This window comes from Planktothricoides sp. SR001, from assembly GCF_001276715.1.
Taxonomy (GTDB): Bacteria; Cyanobacteriota; Cyanobacteriia; order Cyanobacteriales; family Laspinemataceae; genus Planktothricoides; species Planktothricoides raciborskii.
The window spans coordinates 79,501-100,567 of the sequence record NZ_LIUQ01000019.1 but is presented as its reverse complement, the minus strand read 5'-3'; the positions used below and the strand labels follow the sequence as shown (position 1 = coordinate 100,567).

General features: G+C 43.1%; 20 protein-coding genes. 11 read left to right on the top strand and 9 right to left on the bottom strand.

Features of this window, described 5'->3' with window-relative positions; all coding sequences use genetic code 11:
* Positions 1-762 precede the first annotated feature (762 nt).
* From AM228_RS13435 to AM228_RS13405, 7 genes are all read left to right on the top strand, one after another.
* A complete protein-coding gene (locus AM228_RS13435) occupies positions 763-1,950 on the top strand; it encodes a WecB/TagA/CpsF family glycosyltransferase (protein ID WP_072160765.1) in 1,188 nt (395 codons plus the stop codon).
* A gap of 165 nt (positions 1,951-2,115) precedes the next feature.
* Positions 2,116-2,250 (top strand): hypothetical protein, encoded by a 135-nt coding sequence (locus tag AM228_RS36190; protein WP_255353195.1) that lies wholly within the window; start codon positions 2,116-2,118, stop codon positions 2,248-2,250.
* 104 nt (positions 2,251-2,354) lie between these two features.
* On the top strand, positions 2,355-4,703 hold the full coding sequence (locus tag AM228_RS13425) for a polysaccharide biosynthesis tyrosine autokinase (protein WP_054466614.1): 2,349 nt from the start codon (positions 2,355-2,357) through the stop codon (positions 4,701-4,703).
* A gap of 528 nt (positions 4,704-5,231) precedes the next feature.
* Positions 5,232-6,464: a circadian clock protein LdpA gene (gene ldpA, locus AM228_RS13420; RefSeq protein WP_054466613.1), complete on the top strand. Its 1,233-nt coding sequence runs from the start codon at positions 5,232-5,234 to the stop codon at positions 6,462-6,464.
* 143 nt (positions 6,465-6,607) lie between these two features.
* Entirely contained in the window at positions 6,608-8,395 is a 1,788-nt protein-coding gene (locus AM228_RS13415) for a R3H domain-containing nucleic acid-binding protein (protein WP_054466630.1), read from the top strand.
* A gap of 461 nt (positions 8,396-8,856) precedes the next feature.
* On the top strand, positions 8,857-9,285 hold the full coding sequence (locus AM228_RS13410) for a DUF6932 family protein (protein ID WP_231636788.1): 429 nt from the start codon (positions 8,857-8,859) through the stop codon (positions 9,283-9,285).
* Positions 9,286-9,358: 73 nt separating this feature from the next.
* A complete protein-coding gene (locus tag AM228_RS13405; RefSeq protein WP_231636787.1) occupies positions 9,359-9,829 on the top strand; it encodes a helix-turn-helix domain-containing protein in 471 nt (156 codons plus the stop codon).
* Positions 9,830-10,222: 393 nt separating this feature from the next.
* Here the strand turns inward: AM228_RS13405 and AM228_RS34250 are convergent, their stop codons facing one another.
* The 8 genes from AM228_RS34250 to AM228_RS13390 form a co-directional block, all read right to left on the bottom strand.
* The gene (locus AM228_RS34250) at positions 10,223-11,323 is read right to left on the bottom strand and encodes a hypothetical protein (protein WP_197285300.1); all 1,101 of its coding nucleotides are present in this window, start codon (positions 11,321-11,323) and stop codon (positions 10,223-10,225) included.
* Positions 11,324-11,707, bottom strand: coding sequence for an Eco57I restriction-modification methylase domain-containing protein (locus tag AM228_RS34245; RefSeq protein ID WP_197285299.1), 384 nt, complete (start codon positions 11,705-11,707; stop codon positions 11,324-11,326). It lies immediately after the preceding gene.
* Between the two features lie 15 nt (positions 11,708-11,722).
* Positions 11,723-11,929: a hypothetical protein gene (locus tag AM228_RS34240; RefSeq protein ID WP_197285298.1), complete on the bottom strand. Its 207-nt coding sequence runs from the start codon at positions 11,927-11,929 to the stop codon at positions 11,723-11,725.
* A 27-nt stretch (positions 11,930-11,956) separates the two neighbouring features.
* Positions 11,957-12,574: a DNA methyltransferase gene (locus tag AM228_RS34235; protein WP_231636786.1), complete on the bottom strand. Its 618-nt coding sequence runs from the start codon at positions 12,572-12,574 to the stop codon at positions 11,957-11,959.
* A 42-nt stretch (positions 12,575-12,616) separates the two neighbouring features.
* A complete protein-coding gene (locus AM228_RS34230; RefSeq protein WP_197285296.1) occupies positions 12,617-13,063 on the bottom strand; it encodes a hypothetical protein in 447 nt (148 codons plus the stop codon).
* Between the two features lie 72 nt (positions 13,064-13,135).
* Positions 13,136-13,669: a hypothetical protein gene (locus AM228_RS34225; RefSeq protein WP_197285295.1), complete on the bottom strand. Its 534-nt coding sequence runs from the start codon at positions 13,667-13,669 to the stop codon at positions 13,136-13,138.
* A 703-nt stretch (positions 13,670-14,372) separates the two neighbouring features.
* Positions 14,373-14,621 (bottom strand): DUF5615 family PIN-like protein, encoded by a 249-nt coding sequence (locus AM228_RS13395; protein WP_199317203.1) that lies wholly within the window; start codon positions 14,619-14,621, stop codon positions 14,373-14,375.
* An 18-nt stretch (positions 14,622-14,639) separates the two neighbouring features.
* Positions 14,640-14,954 carry a DUF433 domain-containing protein gene (locus tag AM228_RS13390; RefSeq protein ID WP_054466612.1) on the bottom strand — a complete coding sequence of 105 codons (315 nt, stop codon included), beginning with the start codon at positions 14,952-14,954 and terminating at the stop codon, positions 14,640-14,642.
* A 961-nt stretch (positions 14,955-15,915) separates the two neighbouring features.
* Here AM228_RS13390 and AM228_RS13385 point away from each other — a divergent pair.
* The 3 genes from AM228_RS13385 (at position 15,916) to AM228_RS13375 (ending at position 19,010) form a co-directional block, all read left to right on the top strand.
* Positions 15,916-17,028 (top strand): sodium-dependent bicarbonate transport family permease, encoded by a 1,113-nt coding sequence (locus AM228_RS13385; protein WP_054466611.1) that lies wholly within the window; start codon positions 15,916-15,918, stop codon positions 17,026-17,028.
* Between the two features lie 84 nt (positions 17,029-17,112).
* On the top strand, positions 17,113-17,445 hold the full coding sequence (locus AM228_RS13380) for a P-II family nitrogen regulator (RefSeq protein WP_054466629.1): 333 nt from the start codon (positions 17,113-17,115) through the stop codon (positions 17,443-17,445).
* A 218-nt stretch (positions 17,446-17,663) separates the two neighbouring features.
* A complete protein-coding gene (locus AM228_RS13375) occupies positions 17,664-19,010 on the top strand; it encodes a cation:proton antiporter (protein WP_369817727.1) in 1,347 nt (448 codons plus the stop codon).
* A gap of 278 nt (positions 19,011-19,288) precedes the next feature.
* Here AM228_RS13375 and AM228_RS32550 read toward each other — a convergent pair whose 3' ends face one another.
* The gene (locus AM228_RS32550) at positions 19,289-19,516 is read right to left on the bottom strand and encodes a hypothetical protein (protein WP_156331746.1); all 228 of its coding nucleotides are present in this window, start codon (positions 19,514-19,516) and stop codon (positions 19,289-19,291) included.
* An 826-nt stretch (positions 19,517-20,342) separates the two neighbouring features.
* On the opposite strand from AM228_RS32550, the gene AM228_RS13370 reads away from it, so the two are divergent.
* Positions 20,343-20,852, top strand: coding sequence for a phosphate-starvation-inducible PsiE family protein (locus AM228_RS13370; protein ID WP_054466609.1), 510 nt, complete (start codon positions 20,343-20,345; stop codon positions 20,850-20,852).
* The last annotated feature ends 215 nt before the right edge of the window (positions 20,853-21,067 follow it).

The following is a 21,067-nucleotide window of genomic DNA, read 5'->3' as shown; positions in this document are numbered from 1 at the left end:
ATTGATGCCCAAGTAAATGACAAACTATAACAAACTATGACAATTTTACCCCGAAGGATAGCCATCCGCGAATTTTGAGGATAAAATTGAACCAGCTTTGATTATTTGCTGGTGTCGGTTAATGGTGGGTAAAACCCCCTAATCTATATTATCGATAAATTTTCGCTTGTTTTCAGTAGTTTTCCAGTAGGTTTTTCAGTAGTTTTACGTAAATCCCCGATCAGTATTACGGATGGCGCCTGTTTATTTTACTTTTCGGTAAACACATCATTCGTAAATTTGCCGAAATTTGCCGATCGCGGTGACAGACCCAGGAACATGGGACAAAAGATCGGGTTCTTTACCTTCTGGACTAAGGAAAGCCGCTGATTGTCCAGCAAAGCAAACCGCTTTCCCGCCCTGACAACAGCAACCGTGGATCCATTCAGGGGCAATTATCTAACGGCATCGGTACATCGTGATTTTTACTGAGAAAAGTCTCAGGTTTTTAAAGCTTTTATAAAGCTGAAACAACTTAATCCAGTAAAACACGGAAAAAACTTAAAGCTTTTGTAAAGATATTCAGCTTTGGGGTGGATTTGTTTTCAATTTAGCTAAAATTAAAGCAATTGAAGATTAAGATAGCCAAATAATCCGTATTTTTTTGGAGTATAACCACCAAATCATCATCCCAAAAAATATCTCCGAATATCTCCGAGTCACTCAGTGGACAAAAAACATCTATTTACCTAAGGAAACCAAGGAATTTAAGGAGGTTTTTTTATGAATAAAGTTAAGATTCTTAATGTATCATTTGACAATTTTTCTAAGATAGAACTTTTAGAAAAGCTCAAGCAGGGTGGATTTGTGATCACTCCGAATGTAGACCACTTAATGAAGCTACAAAAAGATCCGGATTTTTATCACATTTATCAAGAGGCTGATTACTTAGTTTGTGATAGCAAGATTTTAATGTATGCCTCAAAACTATTAGGCAGACCCCTGAAAGAAAAAGTGTCTGGTTCAGATTTATTTCCAGCTTTTTACCAATACTATAAGCATGATGAATCAATCAAAATTTTTCTGTTAGGTGGGGCGGAAGGGGTTGCCCAAAAAGCCCAGGAAAATATTAATAAACGAGTCGGCAGAAAGATGGTGATTGGCGCTTATTCACCATCTTTTGGGTTTGAAAAAAACGATGAAGAATGTGAATATATTATTGATTTAATCAATAAATCCAAAGCCACGGTTTTAGGGATCGGCGTGGGGGCGCCTAAACAAGAAAAGTGGATTGCTAAGTATAAGCATCGACTGCCTCATATTAAAGTGTTTTTGGCCATTGGTGCGACCATTGATTTTGAAGCGGGTTATCGGGCGCGATCGCCTAAATGGATGAGTGAACTCGGCATAGAATGGCTGCATCGGTTGATGTCTGAACCCCAGAGATTGGCCAAACGTTACCTAGTCGAAGATATGCCCTTTTTCTGGCTATTATTGCAGCAAAAACTCAATTGTTATAATTACAAAGTTCCCCTAGGGGTGTATTTGCGACAGGCGGGCTTAATCTCGGATGCACAATTAGAAATCATTATAGAACAGCAACGTAAACGGCCAAATTTGCGTTTAGGAGATTTTTTGACGATGTATGGGTGGCTGAAGCCGGAAACTGTTGATTTCTTTGCCGAACAATTCCCTCAATTACCCCGAATGAACCCACAACCCTTGGGTCAATATCTCAAAGCCGCAGCCTTGTTAGATGATGTACAAATCAGCAGAATTTTAGAAGAACAAAACCAAGTCAATTTACGATTTGGCGAACTGGCAGTCCGCAAAGGATGGGTGAGACAGGAAACTATAGACTTATTCCTTTCATCTTTGAATGCTGAACAAAAATCTTACTCTTCCATCACGGCGGGCGATCGCGATTCGTCCTGGCAGAATCCAGTCCCAAAAAAGGTTAAATTATCCTAGGTAAATCCGTCTCGATAAAAATTAATCAGTTCAGTCCAGTTCAGTCCAAGGAGTGTTGAAGCAAAGAATCAACCTCCTTGTGTCTTTTTAGGGTGGTTTACTGGAACAAAAAAGTGGCCATATGCTGCCTAGAATTCGCCCCACTCACCAGAATGGGAGGCTTGATTGTCAAAAAAACTTGAAGATCGCCGCAATCAAGCGTATATAAGCTGTTTCATCTCCGATGCGAGGGTGCATTTTTCAGCCAAACCCCAGAACGGTCGGCGATCGAGTGGTCAACGGATTAAAAGCCTACAATAATAGTATCAAGGGCTTAAACCTGACTCCACTAGATCAAAATGCCCAGCTTGGATCTGGCTTTTGTCTAGTGCTTATCGCAGTGGCTGACCAACACAGAGGTGACAATGGAAACAAAACAATACAGTGAAAATAAAATCGAACCAGCACAGGATTTTGAGCAACTGTCACCGCTTCAGCCGGTAGCGCCGCAGTTGCCGCCACCATTGCCATATACAGACGATGAGGTGGATGAAGAAAACGCACCCAAGCAGAAAAAAGCCAATATCATCCTCCCACTGATCAGAGTTTTATTAAGAAAAGGGTGGCTAAGTCTGATTCCCACCATCTTATTTGGTGGGCTGGCATTCAAGTTCGTTCCCTCATCCCCTCTGGGATTCACCGGGTCTTTTCAGTTATTAGTGGAACCTTTAACTTCTGAAGGCGCTAAGGCTGAACCCGGTGCCTTAACGGGAACTAATAGAATTGCCGGAGCCACTGGGCTGGATTATGTGACTCAGCTACAAATTTTACAAAGTCCTCAAATATTAGAAGCAATTCTGAAACAAGTTCAAACTAAGTATCCAGATTTTCAAAAATTTCAACTCAGACAAGGTCTGATAGTTCGGCAGGTTGTTGTCGGCAAGAATGCCAGAGAGGGGGCGACAAAATTAATCGAAGTCGTATATCAAGATACACAATTGCCTACGGAAGGTCAGGAAAAAACCCAAGAAAGAGTTTTATTTGTTTTAGATGCTATTGCTGATAAATACTTACAATATAGCTTAGATGAACGCCGCAGTCGCATTAGTGAAGGGGTGAAATTTATTGATGAACAACTGCCCGGATTAGAGGAAGAAATGAATCGGATTCAAAACCAAATCCAAGAACTTCAGCAAAAATATAATTTGACGGATTTAAGTGTTTTAGCCACTGAGTTAGCGGGTCAAAGAAGCACTTTAAATGCTCAACTGTTTGAAGTGAATCAGTTACTCGCGGAACAAAGAACCCTCTATCTAAACTTAAAACAATCCCTGGGAATCACCACCAACAATGAAGCCGTAGAAGAGTTTACCATGCTCCAAAGAACTCGCTATCAAGACCTGTTGGCGCGGTTACAAGCGGTAGAAACTCAGATTTCCACGGAGTTAGTGCGTTTTAAAGAGGAGAACCCGGTGATTTCTGTTCTCAGGGAGGAGCAACAAAATATTTTAGCCGCCCTGAGAGCGGAGGCACAGACGGCTTTGGGAGAAAACCTCACAGATACAGAAAATAATCCACAGTTGCTGGGATTGCCGAACGAGATTCGTCAGGGTCGGATTGTTCAGATCGTGGATACATTAACTCAAATTGATATCTTGGAAGTCCGTAAAAGAGTATTAGAGCAAGAACAACTTGTTTTACAACAAAGAACTCGTGACTTTCCCGAAATTTCCCGTCGATATAATCAATTGCAAAATAAATTACAAATTAGCAACCAAACGTTTTATCAACTTTTGGACAATCGTCAGAAACTACTGATTGAGGCAGCCCAAAAAGAAGTTCCTTGGCAAGTAGTTTCTAAACCAGATTTACCTCGATACCCCGATGGTTCGGTGATTCCGGTTTATGGAGAATCTCGAAAAAAACTCTTGATGATGGCAGCGATCGCCGGTCTAGGATTAGGGTTGGGGGTGGTTTTGCTGATCGATATCGCTCGGAATATCTTTTTTACCCCTCAAGATATCGACGATCTGGTTCCATTTCCCATGTTGGGAATTATTCCCCGCGATCGCGGCGTCACAAAATTGACGATATCCTCAGAAGATACCAGTTCTTTATCCTTGACCAATTCGGGCGCCGCATCGGATGCCAATCAACCCGTGGGGGGCTATTCTGACAATCCTGAGTTCCTGGAAGCCTTTAGTTTGCTATTTGCGAAACTGCGGTTTCTCGCGGCGGATTTCCCCATCCGTTCTTTGACCATTGCATCCGCGCAAGTGGGGGATGGTAAGTCTACCGTTGCTTTGCATTTGGCCCAAACTGCCGCCCTGATGGGTCAACGAGTGTTATTAGTCGATGCGAATTTACGCCGACCAGCCCTGCACCAGATGTTAGATATTCCTAACTTCAAAGGACTGAGTGATGTGTTGATTAATAAAATGTCACCCAAAGAGATCATTTCGCGATCGCCTCTAGCGGATAACTTATTTGTGCTGACTGCCGGTGCGCCCACCCCGGTTGCCCCCAAATTACTGGCGTCTCCGCAAATGCGTTATTTAATGGAAGAATTAGAATCAATGTTTGACTTGATCGTCTATGATACTGCTCACCTGCTGGAGTTAGTGGACACGAATTTTCTGGCTGAACATACCGATGGCATTTTAATGGTAGTGGCAGTGAAGAAAACCAAACTTTTGGCGGTGAACCAAGTCATCAATGACCTGAAGAATTTTAATTTGTCGATTTTAGGGACTATTGCCAACGATCTAAGATAAAAACGATCAAAAAATCAGTTATGTTCAAAATTAAAAGCATATGAATAGGCAATTTTCCGTTGATAATCGAATGAGAATCGAAACAGGGTGCTGGCAACAAATACCGCAATAAATTAATTTAGCAAAGGCGATTTATGGCTTGTAAAAAATTTCTTTTTCTGTCGCTACAAAAGAGGGGGCTGGGAATAGGGGTTTGCTCTTTTTTCCCCACAAAGCATCGATACTATCGATGCTTTGGAGACCAACCGCCTACTTCCGTAACGCTATATTTATAAATAGTTGGTAATCAGTAATATTAAAACGTCAAATCCGCAAGTAATTTTCAGCGATCGCACCCCAGAACCCTAAACAAAACCCCGGAAAACTCTAGATATAGAGGGTAAAAATCCATCGCTTGCCTAAATCTGCACCGTAGGTGACAAGCGCTACAATTTTTTTTCGGGAAATGCTCTAGTCATGGATGACAATCCTGCCTAAAATTTGGAAAAAAACCTACCAATTTTGGCAATCACGGATTAGCATATAAGCGTGAGCAATCTTAATTCTCCTTTGAACTCATTGAAACAAGGCCATTGGTTTAAACTGATTTGTGGTGCAAGTTATCAACACCTGCCATCGGTGCGAAATCTGACTTTGGCCTACGCCCTCGCAGGCGCTGACTGTATTGATGTCGCAGCAGATCCGGCGGTGATTGCCTCTGCAAAAGCAGCCCTACAAGTTGCAGAGCAAATTGAGGCGCAAATTGTGGCGCAAATTGTGGCGCAAGGAATTTTCCCCCATGCTGAAGATATTTCCCAGAAAAGAGCGAAATTTTTTGGCCGCACTCCCCTGCTGATGGTGAGCTTAAATGATGGAGAAGACCCTCATTTTAGAAAAGCGGAATTCGATCCAGCATTTTGTCCGCCAAGTTGTCCCCGTCCTTGTGAAAAAATTTGTCCCGCAGAAGCGATCGCCTTCCCCAAATCTCCGACCGATGCCGCCTTTGCTGGGGTGATCGACGCCAAATGCTATGGTTGCGGGCGTTGTGTCCCGGTTTGTCCTCTGGGACTAATTCAAACTCGTTCTTATGTCTCCACCCCCCAAGCGGTGGCGGAATTAGTTTTACCTTGCGGGGTGGATGCGGTAGAAATCCATACCCAAGTTGGTCGCTTAGAAGATTTTAAACGGCTATGGAGTGCGATCGCTCCTTGGGTACATGGACAAGGCGATCGCCCACCCCTCAAACTCATAGCCATCAGTTGTCCCGACGGAGAAAACTTAATTGACTACCTATGGTCAATCCATCAAGTCATCTCTCCCCTCCCCTGTGCCCTGGTTTGGCAAACCGACGGTCGTCCCATGAGTGGCGATATCGGCGCAGGCACTACCCATGCCAGCATCAAACTCGGCCAGAAAGTTCTCAGGGCGGGACTTCCGGGGTACGTTCAACTAGCTGGTGGCACCAATCACCACACAGTTAGCAAACTGCGATCGGTCAACTTGCTGAAAAGCAGCCATCCAGGAAATCACACTGAACCAAAAGATCAAGCAACGGAGGAACCAACCATCGCCGGAATTGCCTATGGCAGCTATGCCCGCGTCTTGTTATCTCCGTTATTAGATCGCCTGGAACAACTCAGTAGCCAAGAACTCCAGAGCAACATTTATCTGGAAAATTACCCCAATTTGCTGGTAGAGGCAGTTAATTTAGCCAACTCCCTTGTTTCTCAACTCAAAATGGGTTTAGAATTACAATGTAGTACACATAATACAAAGCCATGACCAAACCACCACTCACAACCCCTGATTAACCAAAACCTTCTCTCGTTGTCTTTTATTTACTGCCCACTTCTCGACACGACTTATATATGGTGAATTCCAACGGTATGCAAATCGTCCACAAGCAAAATAATCGGCCAGCATCAATGGTTGGGTCGGAAAACGTCGATCTCGGGCGGACTCAGATGACCGACGATCTGGACATTTTGCTGGAGATTTTTCCTGATTCCATTCGGAAACACTTAGAAAAGCATCCGCAGCTTGGCAACTTAGTAGAAGTAGTCATGGATTTGGGACGACTGCCGGAAGCTCGTTTCCCTGGTGGAGCCGAATATCTGTCCCAGACCCCCATCTCCAAAGCGGATTTAGAATACTCGATTTCTCGCGTTGGTAGCTTCAGTGGAGATAACCGAGCCGGAATAGAGAAAACCCTGCATCGGATTAGTGGAATGCGGAATCGCAAAGGCGAGGTAATTGGTTTAACTTGCCGGGTCGGTCGGGCAATTTTTGGCACCATTAACATGATCCAGGACTTAGTGGAAAGTGGCCAATCGATTCTGATGTTGGGCCGTCCTGGGGTTGGCAAAACCACCGCTTTACGGGAAATTGCGCGGGTATTAGCAGATGATTTGCACAAACGGGTGGTGATTATTGACACCTCCAATGAAATTGCCGGAGATGGGGATATTCCACATCCAGCCATTGGTCGAGCCCGTCGGATGCAAGTGGCAACCCCGGAACTTCAGCATAAGGTGATGATTGAAGCGGTGGAAAACCATATGCCAGAAGTCATCGTGATTGATGAAATTGGCACCGAACTGGAAGCCCAGGCCGCCCGAACCATTGCCGAACGGGGGGTACAGTTGGTGGGCACCGCTCACGGGAATCAGATTGAAAACTTGATTAAAAACCCCACCCTGTCCGATTTAGTCGGGGGAATTCAGTCTGTCACCCTGGGAGATGATGAAGCCCGTCGCCGAGGTTGTCAAAAAACCGTGTTAGAACGCAAGGCGCCGCCGACCTTTGCCATTGCGGTGGAGATGTTGGAACGCCAACGGTGGGTCGTCCACGAACAGGTCAGCGAAACCATTGATGCCCTGCTGCGGGGCCGCGAACCTGTGCTGCAAGTGAGAACGGTCAGCGATACGGGTGAGGTGACGATTAGTCAGCAGGGAGGTGCTGAATCCTCTGGGAAAATTCCCGTGCAACCTTTTGGGGTGAGTGGTTGGCGGTCTTCGGGGAAGATGAAGCCATTGCCCAATCAAATGGACTTGAATGTGGGCCGTCAGACTCGTGCCGACCGAGGGAGTGAACCCAAGTCTTTTGAGCAATTGCTGAATGAATCTTTGCCCCCCTCAGACCATCTATTTAATCGGGCTGATTTTGATTACGATTCGGTAGAAAATTATGCCGGTCCAAATGGGGAAGATTTGCCGATTCATGTCTATTCTTATGGGATTAGTCATCAAAATTTAGAGCAAGTGGTGAAATCTCTGAATTTACCGATCGCGATTACCAAGGATATTGATAGCGCTGATACGGTTTTAGCGTTGCGATCGCACGTCAAAAACCACTCTAAACTGCGACAAATGGCCAAAAATCGGCAAGTTCCCATCTATACGATTAACTCCAGCAGTATTCCCAAAATCGCTCATTCTTTGCGGCGAATGCTGCACATGGATGACGCAGAACTGACGGAATTAACTGACCTTCAGTTATTCAGTGAAAGTGGCAGCGAACATGAGTTAGAAGCCCTGGAAGAAGCCCGGTTAGCAGTAGAACAAATCGTCATTCCCAAAGGGCAGCCCGTGGAATTATTGCCGCGATCGCCCAAAGTGCGGAAAATGCAGCATGAGTTAGTGGAACATTATCGGTTAAAATCTGCCAGTTTTGGCGATGAACCTAACCGCCGTCTGCGGATTTATCCGGCTTAATTTATTACTTTACTCACTTTACTCACTTTACTCAAAAAAACCCGGTTTCTTGTTTCTTGGTTCCCTGCCAAGTCGTAGGGTGCGTTAGGCGGCCATAATATTTGAGCCAAAACCAGTTATATTTATCCGCCGTAACGCACCTTTATTTAAGCAACTAAGAAACCCGGTTTCTGAGATGAGAATAATATATAACTATCCGTGCAGAATTTGTGAAATTTTCAGATTCCCCTCTCCCATGATCCGCCCCCCGCGAGGCGGCAGGCGTCGGTTAGGGGTGAGGGCAAATTTTAGATTTTGTTTTAGGATTGCTATATATGCGGTCATGTTTCGCCCGTGCAGTATTCTATTAACATGAAACCCGCTGTCACCCCTGTAAATAGAATTATGATATATGATAATATTTCAAGCAACATAATTAATTTGAAGCGTGATTTGAAGCGTGATTTGAAGCTTGAATATACGTGATTCCAGAATTTGATGAAAACGGCAATCTACCACCAGGAGTTCATTTTTGCGAATGGGAGGAGTTTAAAGACCGATTTGCCACAAATTTGACTAGCCAGCGGATGATCGATGGTTTAGAATTGGCAATGACCCAGTTAAAAGCAGCAGGCTGTAGAACTATTTATATCAATGGTAGTTTTGTCACCAGTAAAGAAAAACCTGGTGATTTTGATGCTTCCTGGGACGACAATGGGGTTGATCTTAATTATTTGAAAGCGATCGCTCCTACTTTATATAAGTTTGCTGGACGACGTGCCGAACAAAAAAGCAAATACAGGGGAGAGTTTTTTCCCGCTAACTATCCAGCTAATGAAGACGGGATAACCTACATAGACTTTGTCAATTGGATACAAGAACAAATAACCGCAAAGGAATTATTGCCATAGATTTATCGAGGTGGAACCCATGATTATTAAAAATGAGCAATAATATCAGAAATATCAGAACACTTTAGATTGCTTGAGACGATTTGAAAAGTCTGTAGCGGAATTGGCAGTTAATGAAAGTTTAAAAGCCGAGCCTGTGCGTTGGCAACTTTACCGAGATGCCTATCAAAGTAAAGTTGAAGAATTAAAAGCAGAAATTGCTGAATATGAAATGCTGATTAATTGTCACCAAAATCAGCCGATTTATATTCAAGTTGAAAGCATGAATAAGCTGCCTGATGCTTTAATTAAAGCCAGAATAGCCGCCCAAATGACTCAGCAAGAACTGGCTGATATTTTAGGGATTTCTGAACAGCAAGTTAGGCAGTATGAGGAAACAGATTATCAATGTGCCAGCTTTGGGGAAATTCTGGAAGTGAGTACGGTTTTGGGGGTAGAATTTAAAAGCGCGATCGTGCGGGTAGATTTTGAGGAAATAGCAGCGGTTAAACAAAGTGCAGCTAAATGGCGTCAGGAAAAAGTTAGGATGATGGCTAAACTTTGATAAATTAAACCACTTGCAAAAATTTTTGCTAAAATTACGCGATTAATTTGGGCGTATGTAGGGGCGCTTCGGCTTGCGATCGCGGTGGTCGGTCCTCTTATAGTAGGGTGTGTTAGGCGGCAAACATTGACAGATTTTCACCAAAATTTTATTAACCAAGCTGCCGTAACGCTTAGTTTAATAATTTAATAATTTAATATCTTGAGGTTTTGGTGCGTTACGGCGCTGAATTGAACTTAATTATATTCATGCAGAAATTACTCCAGCGCAAAGACATACCCTACTTTTTCTTTCTTTGTGTCTTTGTGGTAAAAAAATATTGTTTGGTGCGTTACGGCGCTGAATTAAAATTAATTGTTTGAGGCAAAAATCACTCCAGCGCAAAGACACACCCTACTGCTGCGTATATGCTTTTAATGCCGCAGCTTTCACCGCGTCCTGGACAATGGGAAAAGTATTCATAATATGTTGAAATTCCGTTTCGGTGAGTTGATAAAAATGGGCAATCATGCCATCAAGTTCTGCCCGCAGTTTTGCCCGTTCCATTTCATCAGTCACACCGTTTTTATGGGAACCTAAACCCACTTCTGCCGCTAAATCATCAAATTCTGGGGTGGTACAGATCAGTTTGGCTGCCCGTTCCACAATTTCGGTAAAATAAGGGTCTCCTTCCGTGAGTCGAGGGACGGGTAGTTGGTAAATGTAGAACATATTAATATTTGCAGATACCATCGATCTTAGGTAAGCATCTATGACAAATGAGTTTCCCAAACTTAGCATTGCTAACATTTCAAATCCTGAAAGATTTAAATTACAAGTTGATAATACTGAATTACCACAAAAAATATTTGACGGCATCATACTAATAATTAATGTTCGGATATCTGTGTTGCGAGCAATGGCTCTAAATCCTAAACGATAATTTTGATAATCTAATTTTTCACCGATATCTGTACCTTTTTTCCCAATAATTGCTTGTCGTCCTTCTTTTTCATCCACCCAATATCTCGGTTCAGCAAACTGGTGAGTAAACTGATGAATCATCTTCCCTTCATAAAGTGGCAAACGACCTGGCTTCGGTTCCGTTTTAAACAGATGACTATCAGTGGTCATATTAAACTCTTGCTTTAACTTCAAATTCCACTTACCGGGAATTTGTTCGCCCAAGAGGGGAAAACGAGTCATTTTTTCAGCAATTTGAATATCCAACGGATTCTGAAACTCCATCACTGAAATAGAATCCGGTGATAGTTTACGAATTAGCGGCACAGAAATTTCTACTTTTTCACTTTCATCTTTTAAAAAAATATCTAACTGTTCTTTGCGGATGGCTTCGCGTGGATCGATCCGAAAAGCTGCGTTAAATGATTCAGTCTGACCCCCTTTTTCAAAATTCAGTAGGCAAAACTTGAAGCGATGATCCACTTCTTCAAAAATAAACCTTTCATTAGATAAACCAAATAATGTACCAAGGCGACATTGGGAAAACAACATTTACCTTAGCTGCTTGCTGCCTAAATCTGTATAAATTCCACTGGGAATCACCATCCCACATTGCCCACGGGGATGCAGCAAATTAAAACATTGTTCCACAAATAGAGAATATAAATTAATTTTTCTGGCTACAGTCTTGCCATTCATAACAGAATTTTGATTTTTGTACTGTTCGGCTTGTTTAAAATAAGCACTCACATGAGGATATCCACTGCAATAATCTAACCAAGCTTGGGCTATATCTGGATCTTCTAAAAGTTGTTTTTGCTTTTTTTTCCAAGCGTGTATATCCAGTTTTGTCTTTTCAATTAAATTGTCATACTGCTGAAAAAACTCTTTTTCATCAGTTTGAAACACTTCCCAGGGTGGATTAGCAATAATCACATGAAAGCCGCCTTTTTACTGAATAATTTTATCGAAGTGATAAACCCAGTGAAACGGCTTTAACTGTTCCATATCTGCAATGGATAAAACTCGCTTTTTCCCCTTGCTTTTTAACTGGGCTGCTTCATACTTAATCCCCAACTTAAAACTAAACTCATCTAACAATAACTGATTTAATTTAGCCATTGACTCGCGGTTCACATCTTCTATATGATTTCGCAAGATTTGCAGCCGGTTTTCCTGAGAATTTCACCCAACTTTTTCCAACTGAAAAGCGTGTTGTTTATATAACTCAATACTGCGATTTTTTTCCGCTAAAATAGCTTGATAATCACTCGCAACCAAACCCTGTAGTATATCTAGATTGCCAGCCGTATCAAAACTTTTATCGTCAACCCGAATCAAACCAATCAAAGAATTCCCCGCCATAATATTAAAATTAATATTCGGCAACGGTTCCAAATCTGCCACGGACTGCGCGGAAGAAACCAACGCTAAAAATAACCGTAACTTTGCAATTTTTCTGGCTTTTTTTATAATATTTACCCCATAAAAATTATGGGTAATAATCCGCTTTTTGATAAAATAAATTAAGGACGAATGCTGCTTTTCCGTTTCCTTTAACCACTGCTTTAACTCGCGGCTACCTTTTAGCTGAATTGTGCCAATTACTGCACTATAAATCCCGATCAGAGTCTTCATTGCTGCCACCAAAAACGCCCCCGAACCACAAGCGGGATCTAATATTGATAAATGGGGCAATATTTCCTGAAGTAGCAATTGACAGCGATCGCTATCTAAATTTAGCAATAGGTGATTAATATCTTTAAATAAGAAACTGTGATTATGGGCATTTAACCGATCCAAAATCCAATGATAAATCGTCTTTTCACATAAATATTCGGTAATTTACGGGCGAGTATAATACGCCCCAAATGCTTTCTGGTTAATATATTTTTCAAAAATATAACCCAATACATATGGGTTAATTTCATCATCCCGTTTCCCTGGGGTGTCATTCAGGTTCCAAGAATACCGAGAAAATAAGTCTAAAATGTGCTCAAATGCCGCATCCGCAATATTAATTTGAGGATAATCTTGTTCTATTTTATGCTTGAGAAATAATCCCCCATCCAGATATGTCACCTCACCGACTAAGGCTTTCACCTGTTCATCCCGGTGTTTCTCCGGTTTGGCAAAAGCTTCAAAAAATAGGGTGTGTAAAAATTCTCGATAAAATAAGTCTTTGCCCCGCTGCTGACTGGCTTTTAACTGATTTTGCAGATAGTCCAAATTGCCGCGATCCAAAAATCCCTTACGCTGCAAGAAATAGACAAACATCAAGCGGTTTAACATGACCGAAGTGTACCAACGGCGATCGCTTTCTCGGTCAATTCCCTGGATATAGGCTAAAAAATTATAGTGTTCTTATTTAAACTCTTGATAAAATTTCTTGGTGACTCGTTCAACATCAAAGCCAGTTTTTAACTTATCGGCAATTTCGATAACTGACGGTTCTCCCAGTTCCCAGTCAGACAACTCAACCACCAGAGAACTTAACTTACTTAAAAATAAATCTCCGGGCTGCCCCTTAATATATAGATGGTCGCGAATATATCGTTTTGTCCCGTCCCGCTTCACCCAATACCATAAACTCCGACTGCGATCGCGATCGACAAAAATCAGCAAATTTTCCCGATAAAGCTGTTCAATTTCCTGATAAATTGCCTTGCATAATTTTCCATCAGCAATTTGCTCATTCTCTGCGTTAACTTGAAACACTAACACCCCGGAAAATTGGGCAATTATCGAATAAGCATAAGTCTGAGATTCTATTTTTAAAGTTATAGTTTTTGTGGTTGCAGGTTGCGACCAGCCTAATTCTTGAATAAATAGATCGTCAAAGCGAAAATCATTTAGTAAATCGCGGCTTTTTGGGAAAAAGTTTTCACCTAGGGACATAACTTATTGCTTGAATTGGGGTTATGGTTGTTATTATACAATAATATAGTATAAAATCTTATAACATAAGATTATAGTTATCGTAGGGTGCGTTAGGCGGCACAAATTAACAAATTTTCCCCAAAATTTTATTAAAACAGCCGGCGTAACGCTTAATTTAATCGAGAATGAGAAAAATTTGTCGGTGGTTATCTATCGGTGTTTGGTGCGTTACGGCGCTGAATTAAGATTAATTATTTGAGGCAAAAATAACTCCAGCGCAAAGACACACCATACTTTTCTCTTTATTTCTCTTAAATAAAAGTAAATCACATCCGTCGGGGGTTAAAACCCCCGCCTCATAGCGAAAGTCGGTTAAAACCGACTACAAGCATTATATTAAAAGCATTTCAGTCGGTTAAAACCGACTTTCGCTCTCTAGCGGCGGGAAGACGATTCCCAGGCGGTTAAGGTAGTTTATTAACCTAAAAACCGCTATAATATAGTATAAAATATTATAGGGTGCGTTACGCCTAACACACCCTACGGCTATTATTTCATCGGGGTAAATAATCCCAGGGAACAGATAATTTGTGATTGTTGAACTGCGGCATCTTGGTTAATTAAACAGAGGCGATCGCTTTGAAAAAGGCAAATGTTCGATCGCATTTAGCCATTCATCCATTTCAGAGCCTTGAGCAATTATCTCTAAATCTCTGACATACTATCCAATTGTTCCTCCCATTTGATGTCCAAAAATAAAACCAGCAAATTCTCGACCTTGACGTTGCCAATTTTCAGCGAGGGCTTTAAACAGAATATCTTGGGTAAAAATAACTCTACCAAGTGTTCTAACTCGTTCCAGTAATTCTTCATCGGTTAACGTCGCTGATTCATCATCGAGCGCCGTTAAAACATCAACCCCACGACGACGCAACTGATCGGTAATTGCCTGGGGAACATGAACATCCATATAAAGTTTTAGAGAAATTTATCGTAATCCTTTGGCTTGTATCCGAACAAAAAAGGGCGATCGCAGCAACTGGGATTTTGCTTGTTCTGCTTGTTCCCATTCTGTGCGAATTTCTTGGTTAATTTCTTGTTGATGCTCGAAATAGTAGGTCATTGCTGCATGAGCTTCTGATAATTTTAAATATGGATGTTGACGGCAAATTTCCTCAACTGACCATCCATAAGCTAGATAGTCCATCACAATTTGAGCTACAAGCACGCGGGGAATTCTTTGCAATTTTGCGGGTTCGCCAGAAACTTTCTCAATATGAGGATAAGTTACAGTAGAGGTCATAGGATTTTCTCAATAGACCTTATAATAGCGATTTTTCAACCATTGGTGGGGCTATGGATATAACTGGAGCGGATTTTTATCAGACTTCTGGCACAATGCCGGAGCGATCGCCCCAACCCCCCTTAAAAACCTCACTTGGCTTTTCTTTCTTTGTGTTTCTTTGTGTCTTTGTGGTAAAAAAATATTGTTTGGTGCGTTACGGCGCTGAATTAAAGTTAATTATTTCATGTAAAAATAACTCCAGCGCAAAGACACACCCTACTGCCAGAAATCGATTGGAGTCTAGATGAAATAAAAGACATTCTTGCTTTAAAGGATGGGCGATCGCTCACCTGTCAGGCGGTTTGGTTTATGAGCGTCTCAGCAAAAAAGTTATCCCATTTACAAAAATTCATCCCACAGCCCCTAACATTCTTCGGGTGGGTATTTTGCCCACCCTACCATATATGATGGTGGAATGCCTGCCCACCCTACAATATAAATACTCATAAAAAGCCCCAACCAGGGAATCAGGGCATTTAACGTTTGAGTTCAGCAGCGGTAGAGAAACTTGTGTATCCCCTCAATAATCTGTATTCTGCCGCTGCAACAATTTTTTGGGCTGCTGACAGCGATCGCGACCCCCGATCGCTGGCTTCGCAGTGCCAGGGATCTAAGAACCATAGAGCAAAACTTATGCAAACAGAATTTTTTTCTAATTGCTAAATCAATATAACTAATCAGAGTAGTGTAAAGTTAACAACATCCAAATGATTTAACTATCATTACTTAGTTTTTGAAAGCTTGAAGTCGTTAGGCAATCATACTCAATAGTTTGTTGTTGAGTATTTTTTGAGTGCGCGATCGATCGCTGATGCCAGATTCATTTCCCCGCCGATATTTATCGATAGCGGCTCCCGTTTACAGTTCATTGATTATTGCAATATTCCTCATCAGAGGAGACACAAGGAGGTAGGTATTCGTGGATTTTTTCTCCCTTTTCGTGAAGGACTTCATTGCCCAATTGCAGTCCCCAACCCTCGCCTTTTTGATTGGTGGGATGATCATTGCCGCCCTTGGTAGCGAATTGGTAATTCCAGAGTCGATTTGTACGATCATCGTCTTCATGCTGCTCACCAAAATCGGTCTAACTGGTGGAATTGCGATCCGCAATTCTAATCTGGCGGATATGGTGTTACCTGCATTGTTTGCTGTGGTAACAGGGATTGCGGTTGTATTCATCGCCCGCTATACATTAGCCAATCTGCCGAAGGTCAGAACCGTGGATGCGATCGCGACCGGGGGTTTGTTTGGTGCCGTGAGTGGTTCTACTATGGCTGCTGGTCTGACGGTACTGGAAGAACAGAAGATTTCATACGAAGCATGGGCTGGCGCACTTTATCCCTTCATGGATATCCCAGCGCTCGTCACTGCGATCGTTGTGGCCAATATTTATCTCAACAAGAAGAAACTTAAAGAAGCAGCCCACTCTCCCATGCAGGAGTCTTTGACCAAGCAGCCCGTTGCGGCAGGGGATTATCCCAGCACTCGGCAGGAGTATCTCAGCCAGCAGAAGGATCCTGATGATAACAAAGTCAAGATATGGCCGATTATCGAGGAAAGCCTCCGGGGTCCTGCTTTATCCGCAATGTTGTTAGGTCTCGCTCTTGGATTGTTCACCCAGCCGGAAAGTGTCTATAAAAGCTTCTACGATCCCGCCTTTCGTGGCTTGCTTTCGATCTTGATGTTGGTCATGGGGATGGAGGCTTGGTCAAGAGTTGGCGAACTGCGTAAGGTGGCCCAATGGTACGTCGTTTATAGTGTAATCGCACCGTTTGTACATGGGTTAGTCGCCTTCGGTCTTGGCATGATTGCCCACTACACCATGAACTTCAGCATGGGCGGCGTCGTGATCCTGGCCGTGATCGCTTCCTCTAGTTCAGATATCTCAGGTCCGCCCACATTGCGAGCCGGTATCCCATCGGCCAATCCCTCCGCCTATATCGGCGCGTCCACAGCCATTGGTACGCCAGTGGCGATCGGCTTGTGTATCCCGTTCTTCATCGGTCTTGCCCAAGCGATCGGCGGACTCTAATCCCAGACGGGTCGCGGTCTGTCGGCGCTCCCTTGATCCGGCAGATCAAGTAGATTAATGTACATATTTAAGGAGATAACCAATATGGCCAAGAAAGCCAACAAGCTCGTCATCGTCACAGAAAAGGTTTTAATGAAAAAGGTCGCCAAGATCATTGATGAATGCGGGGCGACTGGTTATACGGTGGTAGATACTGGCGGTAAAGGCAGTCGCAACGTGCGTTCTACGGGTAAACCCAGCACAGCCGACACTGATTCTAATGTGAAGTTCGAGGTACTCACCGAAAATCGGGAGATGGCTGAGGATATTGCGGATAAGGTCGCAATAAAGTTTTTCACCGATTATGCGGGCATTATCTATATCTGTGAAGCAGAGGTACTGTACGGGAGACATTTCTGTGGACCAGAGGGCTGTTGAATCGAGACGACGATGGCGGTTCGCCCGCGTCACTCATTGACGGCTAGGCTCGTCTCAATCCAGGCAACCGCATCCAAAGCATGACCTTGCTTGATCGGTTGCCTTTTTCATAACTGCCCGCAGTTTTATGACTTCCTCAGACCCTTAATCTTCATCGTTTTAAACTTATGATTTTGTCCCACATTCTGCCTCCTTTTAGTGAGGGGATAGCCGCTCTCATGGCCCCGATGCCATTCCTGGCGACCGCTGTTGCTGAGGATTCGCCCATTATTCTGTCTGGGGTATTGCTGACCCTGGTGGTGATTTATCTGGCCAGCAAGTTCGGCGCAGAGGTCGCCAGACGATTGGATTTTCCGCCCGTCCTGGGGGAACTGGTCGCTGGTGTGATTGTCGGCGTTTCGGCGTTGCACCTGGTGATCTTTCCCGAAGGGGGGCTGTCTGCCTCTGACTCGGTGATTATGACGGCGCTGCAAAGATTGAATCAGCTTGCGCCAGAAGCACTGAATCGGATCTTTGAGTCCCAAAGTGAAGTGATTTCGGTGCTGGCTGAAATCGGCGTGATTATTCTGCTGTTTGAAATTGGACTGGAATCCGATCTGCGGCAACTGAAGCAAGTGGGAATTCAAGCCACGGTTGTCGCCTGTGTCGGAGTCGCGGCACCTTTTGCCGCCGGTACAGCCGGATTGATGTTGGTGTTTCATGTCGCGGCAATTCCAGCAATTTTTGCGGGGGCGGCGTTAACGGCAACGAGTATCGGCATTACTTCTAAAGTGTTGTCAGAGCTAGGTCAACTCAAATCCAAAGAAGGGCAAATCATTGTGGGCGCGGCGGTGATTGATGATGTCCTCGGCATTATTGTCTTGGCAGTGGTGGCAAGTTTAGCCAAAACTGGTGAAATTGATGTCGTCAATGTCATTTACTTGATTGTCAGTGCTACGGCATTTTTGATTGGCTCAATTTTGTTGGGTGGTGTCTTTAACAAGACTTTTGTGGCGATCGTGGATCGGCTCAAAACCCGTGGGAATATCGTTATTCCAGCATTCATCTTCGCTTTCTTTATGGCATTTTTAGGCAACGCCATTCATCTCGAAGCGATTTTGGGTGCCTTTGCAGCGGGTTTGGTGCTGGATGAAACCGATGCCCGGAAAGAGTTAGACGAATTAATCAAACCCATCGCCGATTTGCTAGTACCCATCTTCTTTGTGACGGTGGGAGCGCGTGCCGACCTCGGTGTTTTGAACCCGGCAGTACCGGAGAATCGGGCGGGACTATTGATTGCTGTCTTTTTGGTAGCAGTGGCGATCGCTGGCAAACTGATAACCGGCTGGGCAGCATTTGGCATCCCCGACATCAATCGCCTCGCGATCGGGGTTGGCATGATCCCTCGCGGTGAGGTGGGTCTAGTGTTTGCGGGGATTGGTTCGGCGAGCGGCATTTTGGATAAGCCCTTGGAGGTGTCGATTATTATCATGGTGATCTTGACCACTTTTCTGGCTCCACCTTTTTTACGGGTTGCCTTTGGTTCATCCACGAATCCCACCCCAGAATCTAGCACTGCTGAATAAACAGCGAGTGAGTAACGGTTTTGCCACGGTTCTCACCATTAGACATCTCCATAAATCAGATATAAAGCCTTGATATGGCTTTGTGACGGGCAATTATTGGAGATGTCTATTGTGCTGGGGCGAAGCATTAGCGCCGATAATTTTTGGGTTGATAGTGAAGATTTATCCGCGAATGCTTCGCCCTTATTGGCATATTTACTAAGTAATTTTTTTTATAAAATTTGATAATTTTACTGGCAATATTTTGCGCTAAAAAAAATTTTTTAGTTGATTTTTAATTAAATTAAAGAGTGACAAATGCAAAGACCGATCGCGATCGATTTATGCTCAGGCTGTGGGGGACAGACGCGATCGCAGCAGAAGGACACAATATCTTCATCAACCTCTTGAAAAATTGCTTTTACAGCAATTTTCTCCGCGAGTAAACCACAAATACCTGTAGGGGCGCGATCTTTCCGGCAGTGTAGGGGCGTGATCTTTCCGCTAGTGTAGGGGCGAATGGCCATTCGCCCCAGAAGATGCTTAAAATATTAAATGGACTGCCGGAAAGATCGCGCCCCTACTACTGAAAATATTAAATTAAATACCGCTTGGGCTTCGCCCTAGCGTGGTTCAGTAATCTGAAAACCGCTGCAAAGTAGTTATATTTGCGTAAATAAGTGTGGCAGAAACTTAATCAAATTTCTGCTAAAACACTAATAAGTGAGGATCGCCTCTATGGGGTTATACTGCATAAGCTGGTTGAAACCAAAAAACCATTTGGTTGCAGCTATTTTATAATGAAAATAGCGAAAATAGGTTAAAATTTTCTCTAAATACACATTGCTCAGAGTTTGTCATACTAAGTATAGAATTGGATAAAGAAAAGGTTGGGGGGACATCCCGAACATTTGCTATAGCAATCCGTGCAGGGGTTGTGGTAATTGTAGGGGCAGTCCCCCCGGTTTCCCCTACAAAAATATTACGATTGAAATAGGATTGCTATAGAAGATGCGCCACCTGATTTGTCAGAACGGGCAAATCGGAAAAAAGCTATTGCTAATTATTTACGGAATATTGCCAGTCATATCAAGTTCGGGGGCATCGAAGCGTGTTTTTTCTGGCAACAAGCGAGTCCTATTTCCAGAATCTCCCCATCTCCCTTGCCTCCTTGCCCCTCTGCTTGATTGGGGATGTGAAAATGAGAGGCAGGTCTAAACCCCTGGAAAACCTTGTTTCACGGTCAGGCGTAATTTTAATAATCAAACCCATAACTAAATTAAACATTCAACAGGTAAAAAATAACCACCCTTTGAATTATGCTCAAATTATCACATTCTCAAGGTTACATCCATGCAAAATTTCCTAGATAATCCAGCCTCCAAATCTTACGCCTGGTTAAATCGCACCAAGATTGTGCGATTTTTAGAAACCATCCAAGACTTGATCGTTATTTCTTTGTGTCTTGGCTTATTCTGTTTCATGGTGTTGGAGTTGCGAGAAATGTTTTTCTCCCTCTTGCCTCCCATCGAATTTCAAGAGGTAACGGCTGATATTCTGTTTTTATTAATCTTAGTTGAATTATTCCGCCTGCTGATTATTTACTTACAAGAACAGCGGGTTTCAATTGGCGTTGCGGTGGAAGTTTCTATTGTTTCGGTTTTGCGAGAAGTGATTGTGCGAGGAGTGTTAGAAACCCCTTGGGTGCAAATTCTGGCTACAGGATCATTTTTAATAGTTTTAGCCGGATTGCTCTTAGTGCGTGCCTGGATTCCGCCAACTTTTGAAGGGATTGATCCAGAAAAAATGATTACTAATCGTTACAAAAAATCCGGCAAAAGCTCCATGATGGCAGCAGAATAATTCCCCCAAGACTTAGATTAATTTGAATCCATGCAGAGATAACAGGCATCCGGTTTTTCCTAAAAATCGGGTGCTGATTTTTTTTGGCAAAACTGGGAACTCGAAAAATTGCGATCGGGTTCTTGCCAAAGTGCTTTTAGATCCGCCAGAATTGCTTAAAGATGTGTGGCAGGGACTTAATCATATTTCTGATGAGGCACTGATGAGTAAAGGGC

Bases quoted from the DNA above. Each gene is read 5' to 3' on its own strand.
- AM228_RS13435 (WP_072160765.1), top strand. From the start codon at position 763: ATGAATAAAGTTAAGATTCTTAATGTATCATTTGACAATTTTTCTAAG.
- AM228_RS13425 (WP_054466614.1), top strand. From the start codon at position 2,355: ATGGAAACAAAACAATACAGTGAAAATAAAATCGAACCAGCACAGGAT.
- AM228_RS13415 (WP_054466630.1), top strand. From the start codon at position 6,608: ATGGTTGGGTCGGAAAACGTCGATCTCGGGCGGACTCAGATGACCGAC.
- AM228_RS34250 (WP_197285300.1), bottom strand. From the start codon at position 11,323: ATGTTGTTTTCCCAATGTCGCCTTGGTACATTATTTGGTTTATCTAAT.
- AM228_RS34230 (WP_197285296.1), bottom strand. From the start codon at position 13,063: ATGTTAAACCGCTTGATGTTTGTCTATTTCTTGCAGCGTAAGGGATTT.
- AM228_RS34225 (WP_197285295.1), bottom strand. From the start codon at position 13,669: ATGTCCCTAGGTGAAAACTTTTTCCCAAAAAGCCGCGATTTACTAAAT.
- AM228_RS13395 (WP_199317203.1), bottom strand. From the start codon at position 14,621: ATGGATGTTCATGTTCCCCAGGCAATTACCGATCAGTTGCGTCGTCGT.
- AM228_RS13390 (WP_054466612.1), bottom strand. From the start codon at position 14,954: ATGACCTCTACTGTAACTTATCCTCATATTGAGAAAGTTTCTGGCGAA.
- AM228_RS13380 (WP_054466629.1), top strand. From the start codon at position 17,113: ATGGCCAAGAAAGCCAACAAGCTCGTCATCGTCACAGAAAAGGTTTTA.
- AM228_RS13375 (WP_369817727.1), top strand. From the start codon at position 17,664: ATGGCCCCGATGCCATTCCTGGCGACCGCTGTTGCTGAGGATTCGCCC.
- AM228_RS32550 (WP_156331746.1), bottom strand. From the start codon at position 19,516: ATGGCCATTCGCCCCTACACTAGCGGAAAGATCACGCCCCTACACTGC.
- AM228_RS13370 (WP_054466609.1), top strand. From the start codon at position 20,343: ATGCAAAATTTCCTAGATAATCCAGCCTCCAAATCTTACGCCTGGTTA.